This is a genomic window from Neisseriaceae bacterium CLB008, assembly GCA_041228285.1.
Classification (GTDB): Bacteria; Pseudomonadota; Gammaproteobacteria; order Burkholderiales; family Neisseriaceae; genus JAGNPU01.
On the sequence record CP166133.1, the window covers coordinates 315,601 to 336,511 of the forward strand.

Consider the following 20,911-nt stretch of genomic DNA (forward strand, 5'->3'; position numbering starts at 1 on the left):
CATGTGACTCGGCTTTTTTTGTCGCCCTAGGCCAAGCGGGGAATAGACAAACGGGCGGCGATTAATCAATACTTTACTAAATATATTATAGTATGTTTAAAAGATTGAAGCGATTGATTTACTTATAAAACTCATTTAAATCAGCAGGATATTGACACTTTGTTAGAGTTTTTAGTCGGTTGACCCTGCGTCGGTGAGGCGGTATAACTACAGAAATCGGCGTTTATTATGCCGCATTGGTATCACTCCTCTCTTTTTACATTATCCCCTATCGTTAGAGACAAGACGGACGACATGAATAAAAAACAACTCATTTTGGGCGGTGTGGTGGGTTTAGCCCTAATCGCCGGTGGTGCGATTTGGCTGAATGCCCAGCAAGGCAGCGGATTACCCGCCGATATCGCCGGCGTTAATGGCCGCTTAGAGCTGGGTCGAGTAGATGTGGCAACGCTGTATCCGGGTCGAATTTTGACGATTCCGGCTAAGGAGGGCCAAGATTTAGCCCTGGATGATGTAGTGGCCGAACTATCGGCCTCGGAAACGGCACCGCAGCTAGCGGCGGCTAAGGCAGCCAAACAGCGCGCCGAGCAGGCAGTGGCGCGGGCTGAAGCTGAGGGCAGCGCACGCTTCGAGCGTCAGCGCGTGGCCGATATTGAGCTGAATGAAGCTTTGAAACTGCGCCGAGATGACTTGATCTCTAAAGTGGAGCTGGATCGCCGTCAGGCCGCGGCGCAAGGCGAGCGTTCGGGCGTAGCGGCGGCGCAGGCGGCTAAGGGTGAAGCTTTGGCTGCGGTACAAGAAGCGCAGGCGCAAATCAACCGCATTCAGTCGGTGAACGACGACATGGTGGTGAGGGCGCCGATTGCCGGCCGAGTCGAATATCGTATTGTTGAACCGGGTGCCGTGGTGCCTGCGGGCGGTAAGATCGTGACCCTGTTGAATTCGGCCGATGCTTACATGACGCTGTTTTTACCGACCGACACCATTGGTCAGCTGCGTTTAAATGCGCCAGCGCGCATTGTGGTGGATGGCCTAGACTATGTGTTCCCGGCCACGGTGTCGTTTATTTCGGCCCAGGCCCAGTTCACGCCTAAATATGTGGAGACCAGCAGCGAGCGCGAAAAATTAATGTATAAGGTCAAGCTACAGATTCCAGAAGATGTGGCGCTTAAATATAAAGATTTACTCAAAGGCGGCTTAACTGGCAATGGCTATGTGGGCCTGAGCGCTCAGCCGAGCTGGCCTGAATCGTTAACCGTTAAACTACCTAAGGAATAGCGTCGCCATGGCCGTTGAAACGCCTTCTGTATCAGACTATGCCGTGGTGGCCACGGGGTTGTCCCATCGCTATCAAGGCGCTCAGGCGCTGGTGGATGTGTCGTTGACGCTGCCCAAAGGCACCACCATCGGCCTGATTGGGCCAGATGGCGTGGGTAAGTCGACGCTGCTGTCGTTGATTTCTGGGGTAAAGAAATTACAGGAGGGCGAATTGGCCGTGCTCGGTGGCGACATCGACGATAAAGCCTATCGCGATTCACTGTCTTCGCGCATCGCCTTCATGCCTCAAGGCTTAGGGCGTAACCTCTATCCCACGCTGTCGGTGTATGAAAACATCGCATTCTTTGCCAATTTATTTGGCCTGAGCCGAGCCGAACGCGAAGCGCGCATTCACCGTCTCTTGGTGGCCACAGGCTTGGCACCGTTTCCCGATCGTCCTGCGGGTAAGCTGTCGGGCGGCATGAAGCAAAAGCTGGGCCTGTGTTGCGCCTTGGTACATGATCCGGATTTACTGATCCTAGACGAGCCCACCACGGGGGTTGACCCTTTGAGTCGGCGTCAGTTTTGGACTTTAGTGGACGCGCTGCGCCAAGATCGACCGGACATGACGGTGATCGTGGCCACGGCCTATATTGATGAAGCCGAGAACTTTGAACATTTGGTGGCTATGGACGACGGTCAAATCTTGGTGAATGGCCGCACCCGTGATGTGATGAGCGCCAGCAATAGCCAGACCTTGGAAGAGGCTTACATTAAGCTTTTGCCGCAGGAGAAGCAGGCCGGCAGCGGCGGGGTGGAGATTCCGCCCTTGGTTACCGATCCTGATGCCGTGCCCGCTATTGAAGCGCATGAGTTAACCAAGCGCTTTGGTAAGTTTACCGCTGTAGATACGGTCAGCTTCACCATCCCACAGGGCGAGATTTTTGGTTTTTTAGGCTCTAACGGCTGCGGTAAATCCACCACCATGAAAATCCTGACCGGCCTCTTGGACGCCACCAGCGGCACGGCGCACTTATTGGGCCAGCCGGTGGATGCGGGCGATATGGCCACGCGCATGAAAATTGGCTATATGTCGCAGGCGTTTTCCCTCTACGAGGAGCTCAGCGTGCGACAAAACTTAGTGCTGCACGCCAAGCTGTATCAAATTGAAGGCGCTGCGGGCGCTGCCGTGGTGGCGAAGAGTCTACAGGATTTTGATTTGGCCGACGTGGCCGATGTGAAGCCGGCCCAGTTGTCGTTGGGCATGCGCCAGCGCCTACAGTTGGCGGCCGCGTGCTTGCATGAGCCTCAGGTGTTGATTTTGGATGAACCTACTTCAGGCGTAGACCCTGCCGCTCGAGATATGTTCTGGCGCCATTTGATTCGTTTGTCGCGCGAGCAACAGGTGACCATTTTCGTGTCGACCCACTTCATGAATGAAGCTGAACGCTGCGACCGCATTTCGTTTATGCACCAAGGCCGCGTACTGGCCGTGGGTACGCCCAGACAGCTGCAAGAAAACTATCGGGCCGAGACGCTAGAAGATGCCTTTGTCGCCTATTTGGAGGAGGAAATGGCCGGCGATGCCAGCCAGGTTTCTGAAGCCGAAACGCAGGCGGCGCTGGATGCCGACGTTCCCAATAGCTTGGGCCAGAAAACCGGGTTAGGCGTGTGGTTGGCGACCACCTGGACGTTTGCTCAGCGTGAAGCCACCGAGCTTTTACGCGACAAAATTCGCCTGACGTTTGCGGTGTTGGGCCCGATTATTTTACTCTTGATTGCGGCTTGGAACGTGTCGTTTGACGTGGATAACGTGCGTTTTAGCGTCTTGGATCGCGATCAAACCCAGAGCAGCCGCGAGTTTTTGGAATACTTTAACGGCTCGCGCTATTTTAGGGCGGAGGCGCCGATACACACCACTGAGGACATTGATCGGGTGTTGAAATCAACCCGCACTAAGCTGGTGATCGAAGTGCCTTCTGGTTTTGGGCGTGAGCTCATGGCCGGACAGCAGCCGCAGGTGGCGTTCTACATCGATGGCGCCCAACCATTTACGGCGCAAAACATCAACGGTTTTATTTCAGGCATCATGCTGGCCTACACCACGGACTGGGTTCGGGCCGCAGGTTTGCCGACGCAGCTGGCCATGCCGGCGAGTATAGAGCCACGTTTTATTTATAATCAAGAGTTTAAAAGTATTTACGCCATCACTCCAGGCATGATCATGCTGGCCTTGATTTTGATCCCCACTATGTTGACGGCCTTGGGCGTGGTGCGTGAGAAAGAAATGGGCTCTATCACCAATCTCTACGCTTCGCCAGCCAGCGTGACCCAATACCTCATGGGCAAACAGATGCCGTATGTAGCCTTGGCCATGGTCAGCTATTTGGCGCTGGTGTTGCTCAGTGTGCTGGTGCTGCGGGTACCGGTTCAGGGTTCGTTTTTGGCCATGACGCTGGGTGCTTTTGCCTTTATTTTAGCGGCCACGGCGCTTGGTTTATTGATGTCTTGTTTTGTGAAGTCGCAGGTGGCGGCGATTTTTGGCACCGCCATTTTGTGCATGATTCCATCGGTAAACTTTTCTGGTCTCTTGTATCCCGTCTCGACCTTAACCGGCAGCAGCTATTGGGTGGGCTTGGGCTTTCCGTCTTCGTGGTACCAGCTGATTAGCCTCGGTGGCTTTACCAAAGGTCTGGGCTTTGCCAGCTTTGGCAGCATGTATGCGGCGCTGTTTGGCTTTGCGGCAGTGTATATGTTGGCGGCCAGCCTATTATTGAAAAAGCAGGAGGCCTAGGCAATGAGACAATGGATTTTGAACGTGCTGCGCTTAAGCGGCAAAGAGTTTCGTAGCCTGTTTGGCGATTGGACGCTGATGGTGTTGATCGTGTTTGCGTTTACCGCTGCGATTTTTTCGGTGGCCAACGGCGTCAAGGCCGAGGTGTCAAATGCCTCGGTGGCGATCATGGACGGTGATCGATCTGAGCTATCCCATCGTCTGCGCGATGCGATTTTACCTCCGTTTTTTAAGACGCCGGTGACCATTGAGCGCGAAGCTGTAGATGGCGCCTTAAACCGCAGCGACTATATTTTTGTCTTGGATATTCCGCCTAATTTTGAGGCTGATCTGGTGGCGGGACGAGCGCCTAAGGTACAGCTATTAGTGGATGCTACGGCAATGACGCAGGCAGGCCTAGGTGTGGTGTATTTGAACCAGATTTTTACCACCGAAGTGCTGGATTTTATGAATGCGCGGGGCCTCACCCAAATGCTGCCGGTCGAACCCGCCGTGCGTACTCTGTATAACCCTAATGGCGAATCCGCGTGGTTTACCTCGGTGATGCAAATCGTGACCAATATCACGGTGCTGGCGATTATTTTGGTGGGCGCCGCCGTGATTCGGGAAAAAGAGCACGGCACGATTGAGCATTTGCTGGTGATGCCAGTGCGTCCAAGCGAGATTGCGTTTGCCAAAATTTTCAGTAACGGGACCGTCATTGTGGTGGCGTCGATGCTGTCGCTGTGGTTTGTGATTCATCTGGGCCTGTCGGTGCCGATTCAAGGCTCGCTGTGGCTGTTTGCGCTGGGCTGCGCCGTGTATTTGTTTTCGGTGACGGCATTGGGGATTTTGTTGGCGACGCTGGCGCCCGCCATGCCGCAGTTTGGTCTTTTGGCCGTACCGGTGTACGTGGTGGCCTATTTGCTCTCTGGCGCAGCGACGCCCGTAGAAAGCATGCCTGAAGTCATGCAATACGTGGTGCGCGTCCTGCCCACCACCCAGTTTGTGAACTTTACTCAAGACATCTTATATCGCGGCGCTGGCCTCAGCGTGGTGTGGAAAGAATTATTGGCGGTGGCGGTGGCTGGCGTCCTGTTCTTGAGCGTTGCCCTGAGCCGCTTTCGGCAAATGTTGGCGCGTGCCGCTTAAATTTTATACAGAAATGGTCGGAACATGATCCCTTTAAATAAAGTAACCGTCGTGGTGTTGAGCGCTTTTTTGGCCAGCTGCGCCAGCGTCAGCGTGACGCCTAGAACCTCTCAGGTAGCCTTGCCTGACGCTTATGTTCATGGTCAGGCTACGCCGGCCGAAGCCTATGATCTAGCCCAGTGGTGGCAGGCTTGGGGCGATGCTGAATTGACGCGTCTGGTGACTCAAGGCCTCGCCAATAATTTAGACGTGGCCATTGCCCAGACTCGGATTCAAGAAGCGCAGGCTCTGTCGACCATGGTGTCGTCTAAGCTGATGCCTACTATTGGCCTTGAAGGCGGCGTCCAGCGCCAGCGTACCGATCTAGATCAAAGCCCGCTGCGCGATACATTGTTGGCGCCGCTGATGAACGAAAGCACACGATACGATACCCATCGCAGTGTGGGCGTCAGCGCCATTTGGGAGGTAGACGTATTTGGCGGTAATCGCAGTGATGCAGCGGCCGCGGCAGAAGGCATCTTAGGCGCTGAACAGCAGCTGTACGGCACTCAAATGCTGGTGGCCTCCGGCATTGCCGAGCACTATCTGGCGGCGCGTGCTTTGGCTAAGCGCATGCGCATTGTCGACGACAGCATCCTCACTCTGGGTCAATTGCTGCGCTATATGGAAGGGCGTTTTAATGCTGGCCAGGTGACGCGTTATGAAGTCACCAATGTAGCGGCCAGCTTGCGTAGCCTAGAGGCGCAGCGTGCGCCTTTACAGGCGCTGCACGATCGACACGTGCGTCAATTAGCAGTGCTGTTGGGCGAAACACCGCAGGGCTTTACCCTAGGCGTGAGTCAACAAGATGTCTTGGCCAAGGTGCCCGCTGCGCCGCAGGGGCAAGCGCCCAATGATGTGTTGACACGGCGGCCAGACGTTCAGGCTCGGGCGATTGCAGTGCGTAGCCAAACGGCTCGAGTGGCCAGTGCTAAGGCCGATTTATTGCCTAAGTTTTACATTAACTTCTTGTGGCAAGATGGGCGCATTGGCCTGTCTGACTTTAACGACGCGAAGGGCAGTGTGGGCCTATTAGGCGCCGGCGTGCATCTACCTATTTTTAGTGCTGGGCGCATTCGGGCCAATATTAAGGCCAGCGATGCCCGCTTAGATGCAGCCGCATTGGCTTATGATCAAACGTTGTTACAGGCGCTGGAAGAAGTGGACAGTGCTTATCAGTTACGCACCGGCATGGATAGGCAGGTGGCGCATCAAGGACAGGCGTATCAGGCAGCAGCGGCCAAAATTGGTCAGGCCGATCGGCTGTACCGTGGCGGCATGAAAACCTTGCAAGATGTTTTGGAGGCCAGACTGCAGGCGCAGGATTTTGCCAACGCCCTAGTGAATGCGCAAGAGCAGCGGGCCTTGGTCAGTATTCAGCTCTATAAGGCTTTAGGCGGTGGATGGCAGGCGGATGACCAGATCGCGCCCTAAGTTGTTTGGCCCATAAAAAAACCTGCTTCGGCAGGTTTTTTTATGGGCGGTGTGATGAGAGCGGCTGTTGTAATACCTGCTGCACGGTACGGATGCCGGTCATGACATCGGTTTCATGAGCGCTACCGCTAAGGCTGACGCGTATGCGTGGCGGTGTGGGTAGGCGGCCAATGGCGAACGATTCGGCCGTGCTCACCAGAATATTGTGTTGGGCTAAGGTGGCTTGGGCTTCATCAGCGCGCCAAGGCTCGGGGAGTTCTAACCACACGTGGGCGCAGTCGGGGTGGCTGGCGTAGTTTAAATCACCGAGTAAGGGCTTGGCCAGCGCGAGGCGGTGGGCGATGATGGCGCGCTGTTGGGCCCGTAGCCGAAAGAGGGTGCCGTCATTGAGCCACTGGGTGGCAATGTCTATGGATAAAGGGCTGGCCATCCAGCAGTTGGCTCGAATGCTGGCGGCTAATCTGGGCACTAAGGCTAAGGGAGCTGCTACATAACCAATGCGTAAGCCCGGTGAAATGGCTTTGGATAAGCAGCTTAAGGTTAGGGTGGCGTCTGGCAGTAAGGTGGCAAAGCTCGGGTGTTGAGTGTCGGTCAGCACGCCCAGTGCTTCATCTTGAATGATGGTGATGCCGTGGTCGTGGCAAATGTCGGCCAGCGCCTGGCGCCGTGTGGTGGGCATGGTGAGGGTAGTCGGGTTGTGGATAGTCGGATTTAAATACAACACCTGTAGCTTGTGTTTTTGCAGTAGCGCCAACAAGGCTTCTGGTATTAACCCCTGTTCGTCCATGGAGAGACCGTGTAGGCGCAGGCCTAAAGTGCGGGCGGCCATCATTAAGCCTGGATAGCTAAGGTGTTCTGCGGCAATGCTGTCGCCGTAGCGGCATAAGGTTGCAAGGGCGCAGAACAGGCCGTGTTGGGCCCCATTAGTGATCATGATCTGGTCGGCACGGCAATCAACTTGGCTGAGTTTGAGCCAAGCGGTGGCGGCCTGACGATGGCTTAATAGGCCGACTTCAGGGCTGTATTGGTGGATTTTTGCCATGCGTTGAGGATCTTGCGCTAGGTTTTGTAGGGCCTGAGCAAACAGCGTTAAAGCGCTTGGATCCAAAATGTGGGCATTGTGGGCTAGGTCAATGCAGTCGTCAGCGGAATCGTCCTCCAGGGCGTTGAGAAAGTCAGCGGTGACACGTGTATTGGGTGCTTGGGTGTAGCAGCCGTCCCCAACCGTGCATTTCAGTAGACCCCGCTTTTCCAGTTCGTCATAGGCACGCTTCACCGTGCCCACTGTAACTTTAAGCTCATCAGCCAGATGGCGCATGGGTGGTAGTTTGACGTGGGTGGCAATGGCGCCGGTGCTTAAGGCCGCGCTGATGGCTTCAGCAATACGCCGATACAGCGGTAGCTCAGGGTTAAGTGGCTGATCTTTAATGATTGTAACGGTATCAATATAGCGATTGACAGGCATTAGTAGGCCTCTGTATGGTGGCACGAATCGCCTATTGTACCGTAACAATTTAAAATTGTAACGATTACAATTTAGGGTTTTAATCAGCGTGGTGAATCAGGGAGCGGGCAATGTCGCAGTGGATGCAAAAACGAATGTTGGGTAGATGGCCTTGGATGACAATGGGCCTGTTTGTGATGGTGTGTTTGACTTGGGGTACAACGTGGCTGGGCATTAAGCTGGCGGTAGCGACAGTGCCGCCGATGACGGCTGCCGGATTACGTTTTTTGCTGGCCTTTCCTGTCTTTATGTTTTTGGCCTGGCGTTTTGAGGCGCCGATCCTGTGGCGCCGAGATCAGCTGGGTTTTTTTGCGCTCAGCACGCTTGGCTATTTTGGCGTGCCTTATTTATTGATTAACGTCGGTGAATTGTCTGTCTCATCCGGTTTGGCGGCTTTAATTTTTAGCACCATGCCCATGTGGTTATTGGTGTTCTCAGTGTGGTTCTTAGCTGCGCCTATTTGCATGCGGCAAGTGGTGGGTGTTTTATTGGGCTTTTTTGCCTTGTTGATGATCTTGCACGAGCAAGGTAGCTTTGCGTATGAAAATATTTGGGGGGGCGTAATGCTGTTTGCGGCTGCCATCATGCATGCGGCCTACTATGTGTATGCTAAAAAACATGGCGCCACAATCCACCCCTTGACGTTGAATACCTTGCCTGTGGGCGTTGCGGCTCTGTTGTTGGTTGGGGTCGGATGGTGGGTGGAATCGCCAGATGTGGCCGCGTTTTCAGCCCTGTCTATTGCGGCGTTGTTGTATTTGAGCCTTGTGGCTTCGGTGTTGGGTTTCTTGGCCTATTTTCAGCTGTTAAAACAGCTCAGCCCCATTACGCTGTCGTTTGTATTTTTAATTTTTCCCGTGGTGGCGGTGGTGTTGTCGGTGTGGTTGGAAGGTAAAGCCGTGTCTTTGGCTTTTGTGGGCTATTTAGGATTGTTGCTGCTAGGGTTTGCTTTAACCAAAGTGAAGGCCGATTAAGTCGGCCCCATTAGGCATGATAGTGTAAATGTAGGGGCCGAAAGCGTGCATATAGCCATAGCCCCAGCGCCATGAGCGTGCCCATGAATAAGGTCAACAGCGCTGTCATCATGACGGCCCAAAGTGGCGCCGCAATCAGCGCTATTGGCCCTGTGATGTACTGGCCGTTAAACGACAGAACTTGAAACCCAAATAAGGCGAAGCCTGCAATGATGAGGCTGATGGGCAAGAGTGCGCTCAAAAGGCCTATGAGTAAAAGTTTATAAAGCGTGGGTACGCTGAGGCGTCTAACGGTGAGTGAAGTCATGACGGTTCTCCAAGATGAGGCTGCATTAAAAAACCCAGAGGAACGCTCTGGGTTAAAGATTAGAATTTAGGCAACATGCCTTTCATGCCCTTCATTCCGCCAGCCATCTTCATTAGCTTGCCCATGCCACCTTTACTGAACTGCTTCATCATTTTTTGTGACTGTTCAAACTGCTTCAGCATTTTGTTGACCTCTTGGACAGACACGCCCGAGCCAATGGCGATGCGGCGTTTGCGGCTGGCCTTGATCAAGGCTGGGTTTTTACGTTCTTTCTCGGTCATCGAATTAATGATGGCCTCAACCCGTGCCATGGCTTTATCCGCCGTGCCTTCCGGCACGCCTTTAGCAGCCTCGGCGAATTCGCCCGGCATTTTCGACAGCAGCGACTCAATGCCACCCATATTCTTCATTTGCTGCATTTGTGCTTTAAAGTCGTTCAGGTCGAAGCCCTTGCCTTTTTTAAACTTCTTGGCCATCTCTTCGGCCGCTTCATGATCCATGCCTTTTTGCACGTCTTCAATCAGCGACAGCACGTCGCCCATGCCCAAAATGCGGTTGGCTAAGCGGTCTGGATGGAAAGGCTCAAGGCCGGTGACTTTTTCGCCCACGCCGATGAATTTAATCGGCTTGCCGGTGACGTGGCGTACCGATAGGGCGGCACCCCCGCGCGAGTCACCGTCCATTTTGGTTAAGATCACGCCCGTCAGCGGCAGCGCTTCGTTAAACGCTTGCGCCGTGTTGACGGCATCTTGGCCCTGCATGGCGTCGACCACGAATAGGGTTTCGATCGGATTGATGGCCGCGTGTAGGGCTTTAATCTCGGCCATCATCTCTTCGTCAATGGCTAAGCGGCCTGCGGTGTCGACCATCAGAACGTCAAAATAATGTTTTTTGGCGTAGTCTAGGGCGGCGGTGGCAATGGCCACCGGTTTTTGGCTGACGTCGGATGGGAAAAATTCGACTTCCACCTGTTCAGCCAATAAGCGCAGCTGTTCAATGGCTGCCGGACGATACACGTCGGCAGACACGACCAAGACTTTTTTCTTTTGCTCGGTTCTTAATAGGCGCGCCAGCTTGCCCACGGTGGTGGTTTTACCCGCACCCTGTAGGCCGGCCATCAAAATAATCGCCGGTGGTACGGCGGCTAGATTAAGCGCGTCGTTTTCCTTACCCATTAATTCGGTTAAGGCGTCGTTGACCACGCCAATAAAAGCTTGGCCTGGCGTGAGGCTGCCAACGACTTCATGGCCCATGGCCTTTTCTTTCACTGTGGCCACGAATGACTTCACAACGGGCAGGGCAACGTCGGCTTCAAGTAGTGCCATGCGAACCTGTCGCAGGGCATCTTGGATATTTTCTTCCGTGAGGCGGGCGTGACCACGCATGGTCTTAACCAGCTGCCCCAAGCGGCTAGATAGATTGTCTAACATCTAGGATGTCCTTTAATAATTCACTTAGACTAGTGGAACCTGATAAAATAGGACTCATTTTACACGAGCCCAAGCCTTTTAAACAGAAAACGGAAGAATAAATGATGCTGTGGTTATTTCTAGGGTTGTTACTCACCTACACGGGGATGAGTATCTATATTTATCGCTTTTGGCGAAAATCAAGTGGTCAGGCTTATCCCCTGATCCGTGAACATGCCATTTTAGGGGTGGCCTTGTTTGCTCATGCCTATTTTGTGTGGGGCAATATGTTCAGCCACAACATGATTTTTATGGGTTTCGGCACCGCCTTGAACATGACCACCTGGTTGATGTTGCTGATGTATTGGGCCGGTAGTTTTTATCACCGCTTACAGGGCCTACAGCTGTTGTTGTTCCCTTGGGCTGTGGTGTCCTTGGTACTGTGTTTTTTCTTGCCGGGCCAACACATGGGCTACGGCGCGGGTAATCTGCCGTTCTTGGTGCATCTATTGGCCTCTATTTTGGCCTACAGCCTCTTTGGCGTGTCAACGCTGCTGGCCATCTTGGTGTGGAAGCTGGAGCATGACTTACATAAGCGCAATATTTCAGCCCTGGTGCAGTTTCTGCCGCCGCTATTGGGCTTAGAGAAGCTGATGTTTCAATCCATCGGCATCGGCTTTATGCTGCTGACCATTTCGGTATTGAGCGGTACGGTGTTCTCGGAGTATGTTTTTGGCCAAAGCTTTATCTGGAGTCATAAATCCGTTTTCGGCATTCTTTCTTGGTTGATTTATGCCGCACTGATCCTAGGTCGCATGCGCTTTGCCTGGCGCGGCCGCACCGTGGCTAAGTGGGTGATCGCCGGCTTTATTTGCTTGATGCTGGCCTATATTGGCAGTAAGTTTGTTTTAGAAGTAGTGTTGGGTCGAGTGGTGAGTTAAGCCCTATTGTCCCATGTGACGCCTTTAAGAGCCACCGTCAAGAAGCCACCGTACTGCGGTGGCTTTTTTGTGGCCATGACGCCAAGTAAAACGCCGCCCTGGTTTAATCGGGCGGCGTCTGAGCAAAGCGTTTAAGGCTTAGTAAATGCGGGTAATGTCGGCATCAAAGCTGTTTTCCGAAGCCGTCTGCCAAGATTTCTTGTAGAAGGAGTCGGTCACGGTGCCGTCAATTAAAGCATTCTTGTCTAGGAAGGGGTAAAGCGTAGACAACGGACGGATACGGCCATCAGACAAGCGTCGAGACACATGGTGAGGCGTAATTTGTTCAGGGTGTTCTAGACCAGCAGCAGCAACCATGTCGGCCAAGGCTTTTAACGTGTTTTTGTGGAAGTTGAACACGCGCTCGGCTTTGTCCGGCACCACTAGGGCCTGTTGGCGTTTCGGATCTTGCGTGGCCACGCCGGTTGGGCAAGCATTGGTGTGGCAGCTTTGCGACTGAATACAGCCCACCGCCATCATGAAGCCGCGGGCAGAGTTTAGCCAGTCGGCGCCCATGGCTAAGGTGCTGATGATGTCGTAAGCACTGATGATCTTACCAGCGGCGCCAATTTTAACTTGGTCACGCAGGCCAGCGCCTACTAAGGTATTGTGTACAAACAATAGGCCTTCGCGCATGGGCATGCCAATGTGGTCACTGAATTCCAAAGGTGCCGCGCCGGTGCCGCCTTCAGAACCGTCTACGACGATAAAGTCTGGAGTGAAGCCAGTTTTGAGCATGGCCTTGACGATGCTCATGAATTCCCAAGGGTAGCCAATACACAGCTTAAAGCCGACGGGCTTGCCGCCGCTGAGTTCGCGCAGCTGCTGTAAGAAGGCAATCAACTCTAGCGGCGTGCTGAATTCAGGGTGATGAGCAGGAGACACGCAGTCTTCGCCCATGGGCACGCCACGGGTCACGGCGATCTCTTGGGTGAGTTTTTCTTTAGGCAAGATGCCGCCGTGGCCAGGTTTGGCGCCTTGGCTTAGCTTTACTTCGATCATTTTGATCTGATCTTCTGCCGCTAGCTTGACGAATTTTTCAGGGCTGAAGCGGCCGTCGGCGGTGCGGCAGCCAAAATAGCCGCTGGCGATTTCTAAAATCACGTCGCCGCCAAATTCACGGTGGTATTTGCTCACGCTGCCTTCGCCCGAGTCGTGGGCAAAGTTACCCATTTTGGCGCCTTTGTTCAGGGCGCGAATGGCATTGGCGCTCAGGCTACCGAAGCTCATGGCAGAAATATTGAATAAAGAAGCCGAGTAGGGCTGGCTGCACTGATCGTTACCAATATTGATGCGGTAGGTTGAAATAGGTTGAACCGGCTTGGGGCTAACCGAATGGCCAATAAACTCAAAGCCTTTGGCTTCGATGTCTAAAATGGTGCCGAACGGCTGGTCAGCAGAAAGGTTCTTGGCGCGGCGGTACACTAAAGAGCGCTGCGCACGCGAAAAAGGTAGGGCTTCGTTTTCTGCTTCGACTAAATATTGGCGAATTTCTGGGCGGATCAGTTCGATCAAATAACGCATGTGTCCCAAAATGGGGTAGTTACGAAGGACGGAATGCTTTTTTTGCGTGACATCATAAACACCGATGAGTGACAGGGTGATGAAGGTAAGGGCAAAAATCCAGAGCCAAGGCGTTAAGGCGATGGACATCAGGGTGAATAAAAAGGCGAGAATGATGCAGGCAATAAAAAAAGAATATCGATTTAATTTCATAACGCGTTTTCCTAGGCGAAGTATTGGTTCACGCTAGAGTGTTCCTTAATGGATGAACAAGATGATGAATCCTATAATCTTTCATGCCGAGGAGCCTCTTCCTTATTTTGAAGCAGCGCTACGGTAAATGAAAGGGGATTCTTAAAGTGGGGCAACTGTACCAGTTTATGGCGTGAAAAGGTAGTCGCCAAGGAATTATCTATCGAGGCCATAATGGCTAGAATTTGGCTAAAATCCACGTCAAAACAGAGGTTTTATACCGACTGTTTGAGTGTACTGGGGTGATAAAGTTCTTTAGATTTATTTTTGAATATTCTAGTGAAGGTGTTGTCTACGCAACAAAGTTTTAAAACATGAAAATTTTTCTTGAATTGATTAAGTTTAATCTTAAAGCCAGTATTTAAATGAGGTTAACTAAATGAGGGTTTTAAGACCATTGCCACACCAAAACGAGCGGTGTGCCTAAGAGATGGGATAGAGTGTTTAAAAAATAGCGGTCGCTGGCCTGTACCTGATCGACTAAGGTTTGGGTTTGGCGGCACTGCAAGGCGTAGCGTCCAAACGCCATCACTTCATGGTTGTTTAAACTCACCAGGCTGGCTTGGCGGTTGCAGCAGGGGAGGGTGAATAAGCGGGTGATGCCCGTCAGTTCGTCATCGGCAGAATATGCTTGATCCATGTGTTGGTGCCAATCCTCTAGGCTCAGTTCCGTATCACAATGGGGGCAGCTGGGTGGGCAAAAATGTTCGCCACCGTGCCAAAAGGCGACGTCATCCTCTAGATGATGTTGCGCCTCGCACGGGCCGCAGCTTTGGTCAAGATAGGCCAGTGCTGCGGCTCGCGCCTCGAAAGAGGGCGCAAAGCCAGGGTCGGCCGGCACAAAATAAAGGTAATGGTCGCTCATGTGTTAAAGAGGCTTGGGTGAGAGAATGGTCATCATGCCATAATGGCGCTAAAGCAGCCAGCATCAGGGTGGGCTAGTAAATGTAAAATAAATAAGGCATAAAATGGGTAGGTTGATGGCAATGCTGTTGTGGTTCTGTCTATTGGGGACGGCGCAGTCTTATTTGGGCCTCTATGATGTGATTCATGAGGGCGCGGTCTGGCAGTGGCAAACTTCGTGGATGGCTATTCAGAACGAAAGTTGGGGTGCTCAAAACCATTATCGAGGCCATGAGTCGGTGTGGGCAGTCTTGTGTGACTACTTATGGTGGTCGTTGCCGCTTCTGGCGCTGATGTGGGGATTGCGGCGTCGTCGATGCGCGCTATGGCTGTGTGTTGGCCTGTATGCTTTGGGTGCGATGCTGTTGGTGAATGTGGGCATTTATCATGATTTAGTGGCCAGCTGGAGTACTTATTCTGTTGGCGAACTGTATGGCGCGACCATAATGAAGACGTGGTCATGGTGGTTAGGCAGCTGGTGTGGGTTTATGTGCGTGTGGGCAGGAGTATGGCAAAGAGGCCGTGGTTGATGGCATGAGTCATGTGGGTGATGTGCGCTGTGGTGGGTATACTATATATATGTAAAAAAAGTTTGTTTGTCTTTTGCGCCAGTTGTCTGTTTGTTCTTGTGTTGAGGTTCGTGCTGTAAAACGGTGGGTAGGCTACGCTTTACCCACCCTACGCCCAGCTGTTACGTCGTAGGGTGCGCCGAGACTGATAGGTGAATTGGTAGGGTGGGTCGAGACCCACCATCGCATTCCATCGCATTTCGGTGGGCGCAAGCCCACCTAGGGGTTGATTTAACGGCCAGCCCTTAAGTTTCGCCACTATTTCGCTGCTATGTTTAAAGTTTTTCCCATTACTTTGCGCTTTTTTGCATTATTTTCACCTTTTTGATTTAAATCTCAGCCACGGTTAACGCCAACAACCACAGGCTTTTCACCGTTTTCCAGCACCGCCTATAAATTCTTTTAAAAAAGATGCCGCATAAAACCCAGTTAAAACAGTCTTTTGCTTATTTTTGGTGGTTTTTTAGCAAATTAATGGCAAATAGGGGTTGACGATTATCAGGGGTTCGTCCATAATTCGCTTCCTCTGCTGATGACGGAACGAAACAAACCCAGTCAGCAACGCTCTTTAACAGAACAGATAACCGATAAGTGTGAGTGCTTCGAGCCTCACACTGCAATTTAAGATTTATGTATGAGATAGAAATATCTCGTTAATGAATTTGAGAAAGCAGACCAGAATTAGTAATAGCTTAGAGATTAAACATAAGAGTTTGATCCTGGCTCAGATTGAACGCTGGCGGCATGCTTTACACATGCAAGTCGAACGGTAGCGGGGAAGAAGCTTGCTTCTTCTGCCGACGAGTGGCGAACGGGTGAGTAATATATCGGAACGTGCCAAGTAATGGGGGATAACTATCCGAAAGGATGGCTAATACCGCATACGCTCTACGGAGGAAAGCAGGGGATCTTCGGACCTTGCGTTATTTGAGCGGCCGATATCTGATTAGCTAGTTGGTGGGGTAAAAGCCTACCAAGGCAACGATCAGTAGCGGGTCTGAGAGGATGATCCGCCACACTGGGACTGAGACACGGCCCAGACTCCTACGGGAGGCAGCAGTGGGGAATTTTGGACAATGGGCGAAAGCCTGATCCAGCCATGCCGCGTGTATGAAGAAGGCCTTAGGGTTGTAAAGTACTTTTGTTAGGGAGGAAAAGCTATAGGTTAATACCCTGTAGTCATGACAGTACCTAAAGAATAAGCACCGGCTAACTACGTGCCAGCAGCCGCGGTAATACGTAGGGTGCAAGCGTTAATCGGAATTACTGGGCGTAAAGCGAGTGCAGGCGGTTTGTTAAGCTAGATGTGAAAGCCCCGGGCTCAACCTGGGAATTGCGTTTAGAACTGGCAAGCTAGAGTGTGTCAGAGGGGGGTAGAATTCCACGTGTAGCAGTGAAATGCGTAGAGATGTGGAGGAATACCGATGGCGAAGGCAGCCCCCTGGGATAACACTGACGCTCATACTCGAAAGCGTGGGTAGCAAACAGGATTAGATACCCTGGTAGTCCACGCCCTAAACGATGACAATTAGCTGTTGGGGAATTAAAAGTCCTTGGTAGCGTAGCTAACGCGTGAAATTGTCCGCCTGGGGAGTACGGTCGCAAGATTAAAACTCAAAGGAATTGACGGGGACCCGCACAAGCGGTGGATGATGTGGATTAATTCGATGCAACGCGAAGAACCTTACCTAGCCTTGACATGTACGGAAGTCCGATGAAAGTTGGATGTGCCTTCGGGAACCGTAACACAGGTGCTGCATGGCTGTCGTCAGCTCGTGTCGTGAGATGTTGGGTTAAGTCCCGCAACGAGCGCAACCCTTGTCATTAGTTGCTACCATTTAGTTGAGCACTCTAATGAGACTGCCGGTGACAAACCGGAGGAAGGTGGGGATGACGTCAAGTCCTCATGGCCCTTATGGCTAGGGCTTCACACGTCATACAATGGTCGGTACAGAGGGTAGCCAAGCCGCGAGGTGGAGCCAATCTCTTAAAGCCGATCGTAGTCCGGATCGCACTCTGCAACTCGAGTGCGTGAAGTCGGAATCGCTAGTAATCGCGGATCAGAATGTCGCGGTGAATACGTTCCCGGGTCTTGTACACACCGCCCGTCACACCATGGGAGTGGGGGATACCAGAAGTGGGTAGGATAACCGTAAGGAATCCGCTTACCACGGTATGCTTCATGACTGGGGTGAAGTCGTAACAAGGTAGCCGTAGGGGAACCTGCGGCTGGATCACCTCCTTTCTAGAGAAATAAAAAGTGGGGCAAAGAAGTACTCACACTTATCGGGAATCTGTAAGTAAAAGATGCGTAAAGTTAAGACACTTTAACGAGACCTAAGGGTTTGTAGCTCAGCTGGTTAGAGCACACGCTTGATAAGCGTGGGGTCGGAGGTTCAAGTCCTCCCAGACCCACCAATCATTAGGAATCATAGGGTATCAACCCCAAAGAGGGGGCATAGCTCAGTTGGTAGAGCACCTGCTTTGCAAGCAGGGGGTCATCGGTTCGATCCCGTTTGCCTCCACCACTGATTGACTTAACTTTGCAAACGAACCCGACGGTTCAAATTAAATCGTGAATGCGATTGACAAGCTTTGTAAAAAGCTTATAATGCGCAACTCAATTTAATTTGCACCGTCTCTTAGTCTCCGATTCATCGGAAACTTAAGCAGACAACGCATCGATCTTTAACAAATTAGAAGCCGAAATCAATCAATGTTAGTTTTACCGATTTCGTCACGTTAGCTAGCTAGTATTTATACTGAGTTAGCGGCAACACGAAATCAAAAATATATATTGGGTGATTGTATCGAAGTAGCTCATACGAAACTAACAAAAGGCGTATGAGATACACACAACAGCAGTAAGCTTTGTCAGAGTAGAAACTTAAGCAAGTGGAGGGGCGTCAACCCCCAAAGCAAGCAAAGTCAATAGGTTCTTGAAATGATAGAGTCAAGTGAATAAGTGCATCAGGTGGATGCCTTGGCGATTACAGGCGATGAAGGACGTGTAAGCCTGCGAAAAGCGTGGGGGAGCTGGCAATAGAGCTTTGATCCCACGATGTCCGAATGGGGAAACCCACCATGAGTGATCATGGTATCCATGACTGAATACATAGGTCATGTGAAGCGAACCTGGAGAACTGAACCATCTAAGTACCCAGAGGAAAAGAAATCAACCGAGATTCCGTAAGTAGTGGCGAGCGAACGCGGATCAGCCTGTACGTGATACATAGTGTGTTAGGAGAACAACCTGGAAAGGTTGGCCATAGTGGGTGATAGCCCCGTATCCGAAAACACATCATGCTTACTAAGCGTACGACAAGTAGGGCGGGACACGAGAAATCCTGTCTGAACATGGGGGGACCATCCTCCAAGGCTAAATACTCGTAATCGACCGATAGTGAACCAGTACCGTGAGGGAAAGGCGAAAAGAACCCCGGGAGGGGAGTGAAATAGAACCTGAAACCTGATGCATACAAACAGTGGGAGCGGACTTGTTCCGTGACTGCGTACCTTTTGTATAATGGGTCAACGACTTACATTCAGTAGCGAGCTTAACCGTATAGGGGAGGCGTAGGGAAACCGAGTCTTAATAGGGCGTCTAGTTGCTGGGTGTAGACCCGAAACCGAGTGATCTATCCATGGCCAGGATGAAGGTGCGGTAACACGCACTGGAGGTCCGAACCCACTAATGTTGCAAAATTAGGGGATGAGCTGTGGATAGGGGTGAAAGGCTAAACAAACTCGGAGATAGCTGGTTCTCCTCGAAAACTATTTAGGTAGTGCCTCAAGTATTACTTCTGGGGGTAAAGCACTGTTATGGCTAGGGGGTCATTGCGACTTACCAACCCATGGCAAACTCAGAATACCAGAAAGTACGAGCTTGGGAGACAGACAGTGGGTGCTAACGTCCATTGTCGAAAGGGAAACAACCCAGACCGCCAGCTAAGGTCCCAAATGATCAATTAAGTGGTAAACGAAGTGGGAAGGCTTAGACAGCCAGGATGTTGGCTTAGAAGCAGCCATCATTTAAAGAAAGCGTAATAGCTCACTGGTCGAGTCGTCCTGCGCGGAAGATGTAACGGGGCTCAAATTGATAACCGAAGCTGCGGATATGACACAATTTATTGTGCATATGGTAGAGGAGCGTTCTGTAGGCCGTTGAAGGTGGATTGAGAAGTCTGCTGGAGGTATCAGAAGTGCGAATGTTGACATGAGTAGCGATAATGCGGGTGAAAAGCCCGCACACCGAAAGCCCAAGGTTTCCTACGCAACGTTAATCGGCGTAGGGTGAGTCGGCCCCTAAGGCGAGGCAGAGATGCGTAGTCGATGGGAAACAGGTTAATATTCCTGTACTTTATATTAGTGCGATGTGGGGACGGAGAAGGTTAGGTCAGCAAACTGTTGGAATAGTTTGTTCAAGCCGGTAGGCGTGAAGGGTAGGCAAATCCGCCCTTCTTTAACGCCGAGAAGTGATAACGAGGATCTACGGATCTGAAGTGACTCATACCACGCTTCCAGGAAAAGCCACTAAGCTTCAGCTAATATAAAACCGTACCGCAAACCGACACAGGTGGGCAGGATGAGAATTCTAAGGTGCTTGAGAGAACTCAGGAGAAGGAACTCGGCAAATTGATACCGTAACTTCGGGAGAAGGTATGCCTTTGTTGGTGATTTGCTTGCGCAATGAGCTGACAGAGGCCGCAGAGAATAGGTGGCTGCGACTGTTTATTAAAAACACAGCACTGTGCCAACACGAAAGTGGACGTATACGGTGTGACGCCTGCCCGGTGCTGGAAGGTTAAATGAAGGGGTGCAAGCTCTGGATTGAAGCCCCAGTAAACGGCGGCCGTAACTATAACGGTCCTAAGGTAGCGAAATTCCTTGTCGGGTAAGTTCCGACCCGCACGAATGGCGTAACGATGGCCACACTGTCTCCTCCTGAGACTCAGCGAAGTTGAAGTGGTTGTGAAGATGCAATCTACCCGCTGCTAGACGGAAAGACCCCGTGAACCTTTACTGTAGCTTTACATTGGACTTTGAAGTGGTTTGTGTAGGATAGGTGGGAGGCTATGAAACCAGCACGCTAGTGTTGGTGGAGCCGTCCTTGAAATACCACCCTGACCCCTTTGAGGTTCTAACCCAGGTCCGTTATCCGGATCGGGGACCGTGTATGGTAGGCAGTTTGACTGGGGCGGTCTCCTCCCAAAGAGTAACGGAGGAGTTCGAAGGTTACCTAGGTACGGTCGGAAATCGTGCTGATAGTGCAATGGCAAAAGGTAGCTTAACTGCGAGACCGACAAGTCGAGCAGGTGCGAAAGCAGGACATAGTGATCCGGTGGTTCTGTATGGAAGGGCCATCGCTCAACGGATAAAAGGTACTCCGGGGATAACAGGCTGATTCCGCCCAAGAGTTCATATCGACGGCGGAGTTTGGCACCTCGATGTCGGCTCATCACATCCTGGGGCTGTAGTCGGTCCCAAGGGTATGGCTGTTCGCCATTTAAAGTGGTACGTGAGCTGGGTTTAAAACGTCGTGAGACAGTTTGGTCCCTATCTGCAGTGGGCGTTGGAAATTTGACAGGGGCTGCTCCTAGTACGAGAGGACCGGAGTGGACGAACCTCTGGTGTACCGGTTGTGACGCCAGTCGCATCGCCGGGTAGCTAAGTTCGGACGAGATAAGTGCTGAAAGCATATAAGCACGAAACTCTCCTGAAGATGAGATTTCCCTGAGGGTTTAACCCTCCTAAAGAGTCGTTCTAGACCAGGACGTTGATAGGTCAGGTGTGGAAGCACAGTAATGTGTGGAGCTAACTGATACTAATTGCTCGTGAGGCTTGACTCTATCATT

Annotated in this window: 12 protein-coding genes, 2 tRNA genes and 2 rRNA genes; 11 read left to right on the forward strand and 5 right to left on the reverse strand. The window is 51.9% G+C overall.

Features of this window, described 5'->3' with window-relative positions; translation table 11 throughout:
* Positions 1 to 294: 294 nt before the first annotated feature.
* The 4 genes from AB8Q18_01425 to AB8Q18_01440 are packed head-to-tail and all read left to right on the forward strand — an operon-like array spanning position 295 to position 6,655.
* On the forward strand, positions 295 to 1,278 hold the full coding sequence (locus tag AB8Q18_01425; GenBank protein XDZ51737.1) for an HlyD family secretion protein: 984 nt from the start codon (positions 295 to 297) through the stop codon (positions 1,276 to 1,278).
* A 7-nt stretch (positions 1,279 to 1,285) separates the two neighbouring features.
* The gene (gene rbbA / locus AB8Q18_01430) at positions 1,286 to 4,051 is read left to right on the forward strand and encodes a ribosome-associated ATPase/putative transporter RbbA (GenBank protein ID XDZ51738.1); all 2,766 of its coding nucleotides are present in this window, start codon (positions 1,286 to 1,288) and stop codon (positions 4,049 to 4,051) included.
* A gap of 3 nt (positions 4,052 to 4,054) precedes the next feature.
* On the forward strand, positions 4,055 to 5,182 hold the full coding sequence (locus AB8Q18_01435) for an ABC transporter permease (GenBank protein XDZ51739.1): 1,128 nt from the start codon (positions 4,055 to 4,057) through the stop codon (positions 5,180 to 5,182).
* Positions 5,183 to 5,206: 24 nt separating this feature from the next.
* On the forward strand, positions 5,207 to 6,655 hold the full coding sequence (locus tag AB8Q18_01440; protein XDZ51740.1) for an efflux transporter outer membrane subunit: 1,449 nt from the start codon (positions 5,207 to 5,209) through the stop codon (positions 6,653 to 6,655).
* A gap of 40 nt (positions 6,656 to 6,695) precedes the next feature.
* On the opposite strand, the gene AB8Q18_01445 is transcribed toward AB8Q18_01440, so the two are convergent.
* Complete coding sequence (locus AB8Q18_01445) at positions 6,696 to 8,120, reverse strand: PLP-dependent aminotransferase family protein (protein ID XDZ51741.1); 1,425 nt, start codon at positions 8,118 to 8,120, stop codon at positions 6,696 to 6,698.
* A gap of 110 nt (positions 8,121 to 8,230) precedes the next feature.
* On the opposite strand from AB8Q18_01445, the gene AB8Q18_01450 reads away from it, so the two are divergent.
* Entirely contained in the window at positions 8,231 to 9,133 is a 903-nt protein-coding gene (locus tag AB8Q18_01450; GenBank protein XDZ51742.1) for a DMT family transporter, read from the forward strand.
* A gap of 10 nt (positions 9,134 to 9,143) precedes the next feature.
* Here AB8Q18_01450 and AB8Q18_01455 read toward each other — a convergent pair whose 3' ends face one another.
* Positions 9,144 to 9,440 carry a hypothetical protein gene (locus tag AB8Q18_01455; protein ID XDZ51743.1) on the reverse strand — a complete coding sequence of 99 codons (297 nt, stop codon included), beginning with the start codon at positions 9,438 to 9,440 and terminating at the stop codon, positions 9,144 to 9,146.
* Between the two features lie 59 nt (positions 9,441 to 9,499).
* Entirely contained in the window at positions 9,500 to 10,870 is a 1,371-nt protein-coding gene (ffh, locus tag AB8Q18_01460; protein ID XDZ51744.1) for a signal recognition particle protein, read from the reverse strand.
* A gap of 101 nt (positions 10,871 to 10,971) precedes the next feature.
* Between ffh and AB8Q18_01465 the strand changes: the two genes are divergently transcribed.
* On the forward strand, positions 10,972 to 11,790 hold the full coding sequence (locus AB8Q18_01465; GenBank protein XDZ51745.1) for an inner membrane protein YpjD: 819 nt from the start codon (positions 10,972 to 10,974) through the stop codon (positions 11,788 to 11,790).
* A 138-nt stretch (positions 11,791 to 11,928) separates the two neighbouring features.
* Here AB8Q18_01465 and AB8Q18_01470 read toward each other — a convergent pair whose 3' ends face one another.
* Together AB8Q18_01470 and AB8Q18_01475 are read right to left on the reverse strand one after the other, a co-directional pair.
* Positions 11,929 to 13,545, reverse strand: coding sequence for an FMN-binding glutamate synthase family protein (locus AB8Q18_01470; GenBank protein XDZ51746.1), 1,617 nt, complete (start codon positions 13,543 to 13,545; stop codon positions 11,929 to 11,931).
* 427 nt (positions 13,546 to 13,972) lie between these two features.
* On the reverse strand, positions 13,973 to 14,449 hold the full coding sequence (locus tag AB8Q18_01475) for a hypothetical protein (protein XDZ51747.1): 477 nt from the start codon (positions 14,447 to 14,449) through the stop codon (positions 13,973 to 13,975).
* Positions 14,450 to 14,564: 115 nt separating this feature from the next.
* Here AB8Q18_01475 and AB8Q18_01480 point away from each other — a divergent pair, with 115 nt between their 5' ends.
* From AB8Q18_01480 to AB8Q18_01500, 5 genes are all read left to right on the forward strand, one after another.
* Entirely contained in the window at positions 14,565 to 15,017 is a 453-nt protein-coding gene (locus AB8Q18_01480) for a hypothetical protein (GenBank protein XDZ51748.1), read from the forward strand.
* 740 nt (positions 15,018 to 15,757) lie between these two features.
* Positions 15,758 to 17,301: ribosomal RNA gene (locus tag AB8Q18_01485) — 16S ribosomal RNA — on the forward strand.
* Between the two features lie 96 nt (positions 17,302 to 17,397).
* Positions 17,398 to 17,474 (forward strand) — tRNA-Ile (locus AB8Q18_01490).
* Positions 17,475 to 17,508: 34 nt separating this feature from the next.
* Positions 17,509 to 17,584, forward strand: a tRNA-Ala gene (locus AB8Q18_01495).
* Positions 17,585 to 18,007: 423 nt separating this feature from the next.
* A 23S ribosomal RNA gene (locus AB8Q18_01500) occupies positions 18,008 to 20,905 on the forward strand.
* The 16S and 23S rRNA genes sit together here with 2 tRNA genes alongside, the layout of an rRNA operon.
* Positions 20,906 to 20,911: the final 6 nt, after the last annotated feature.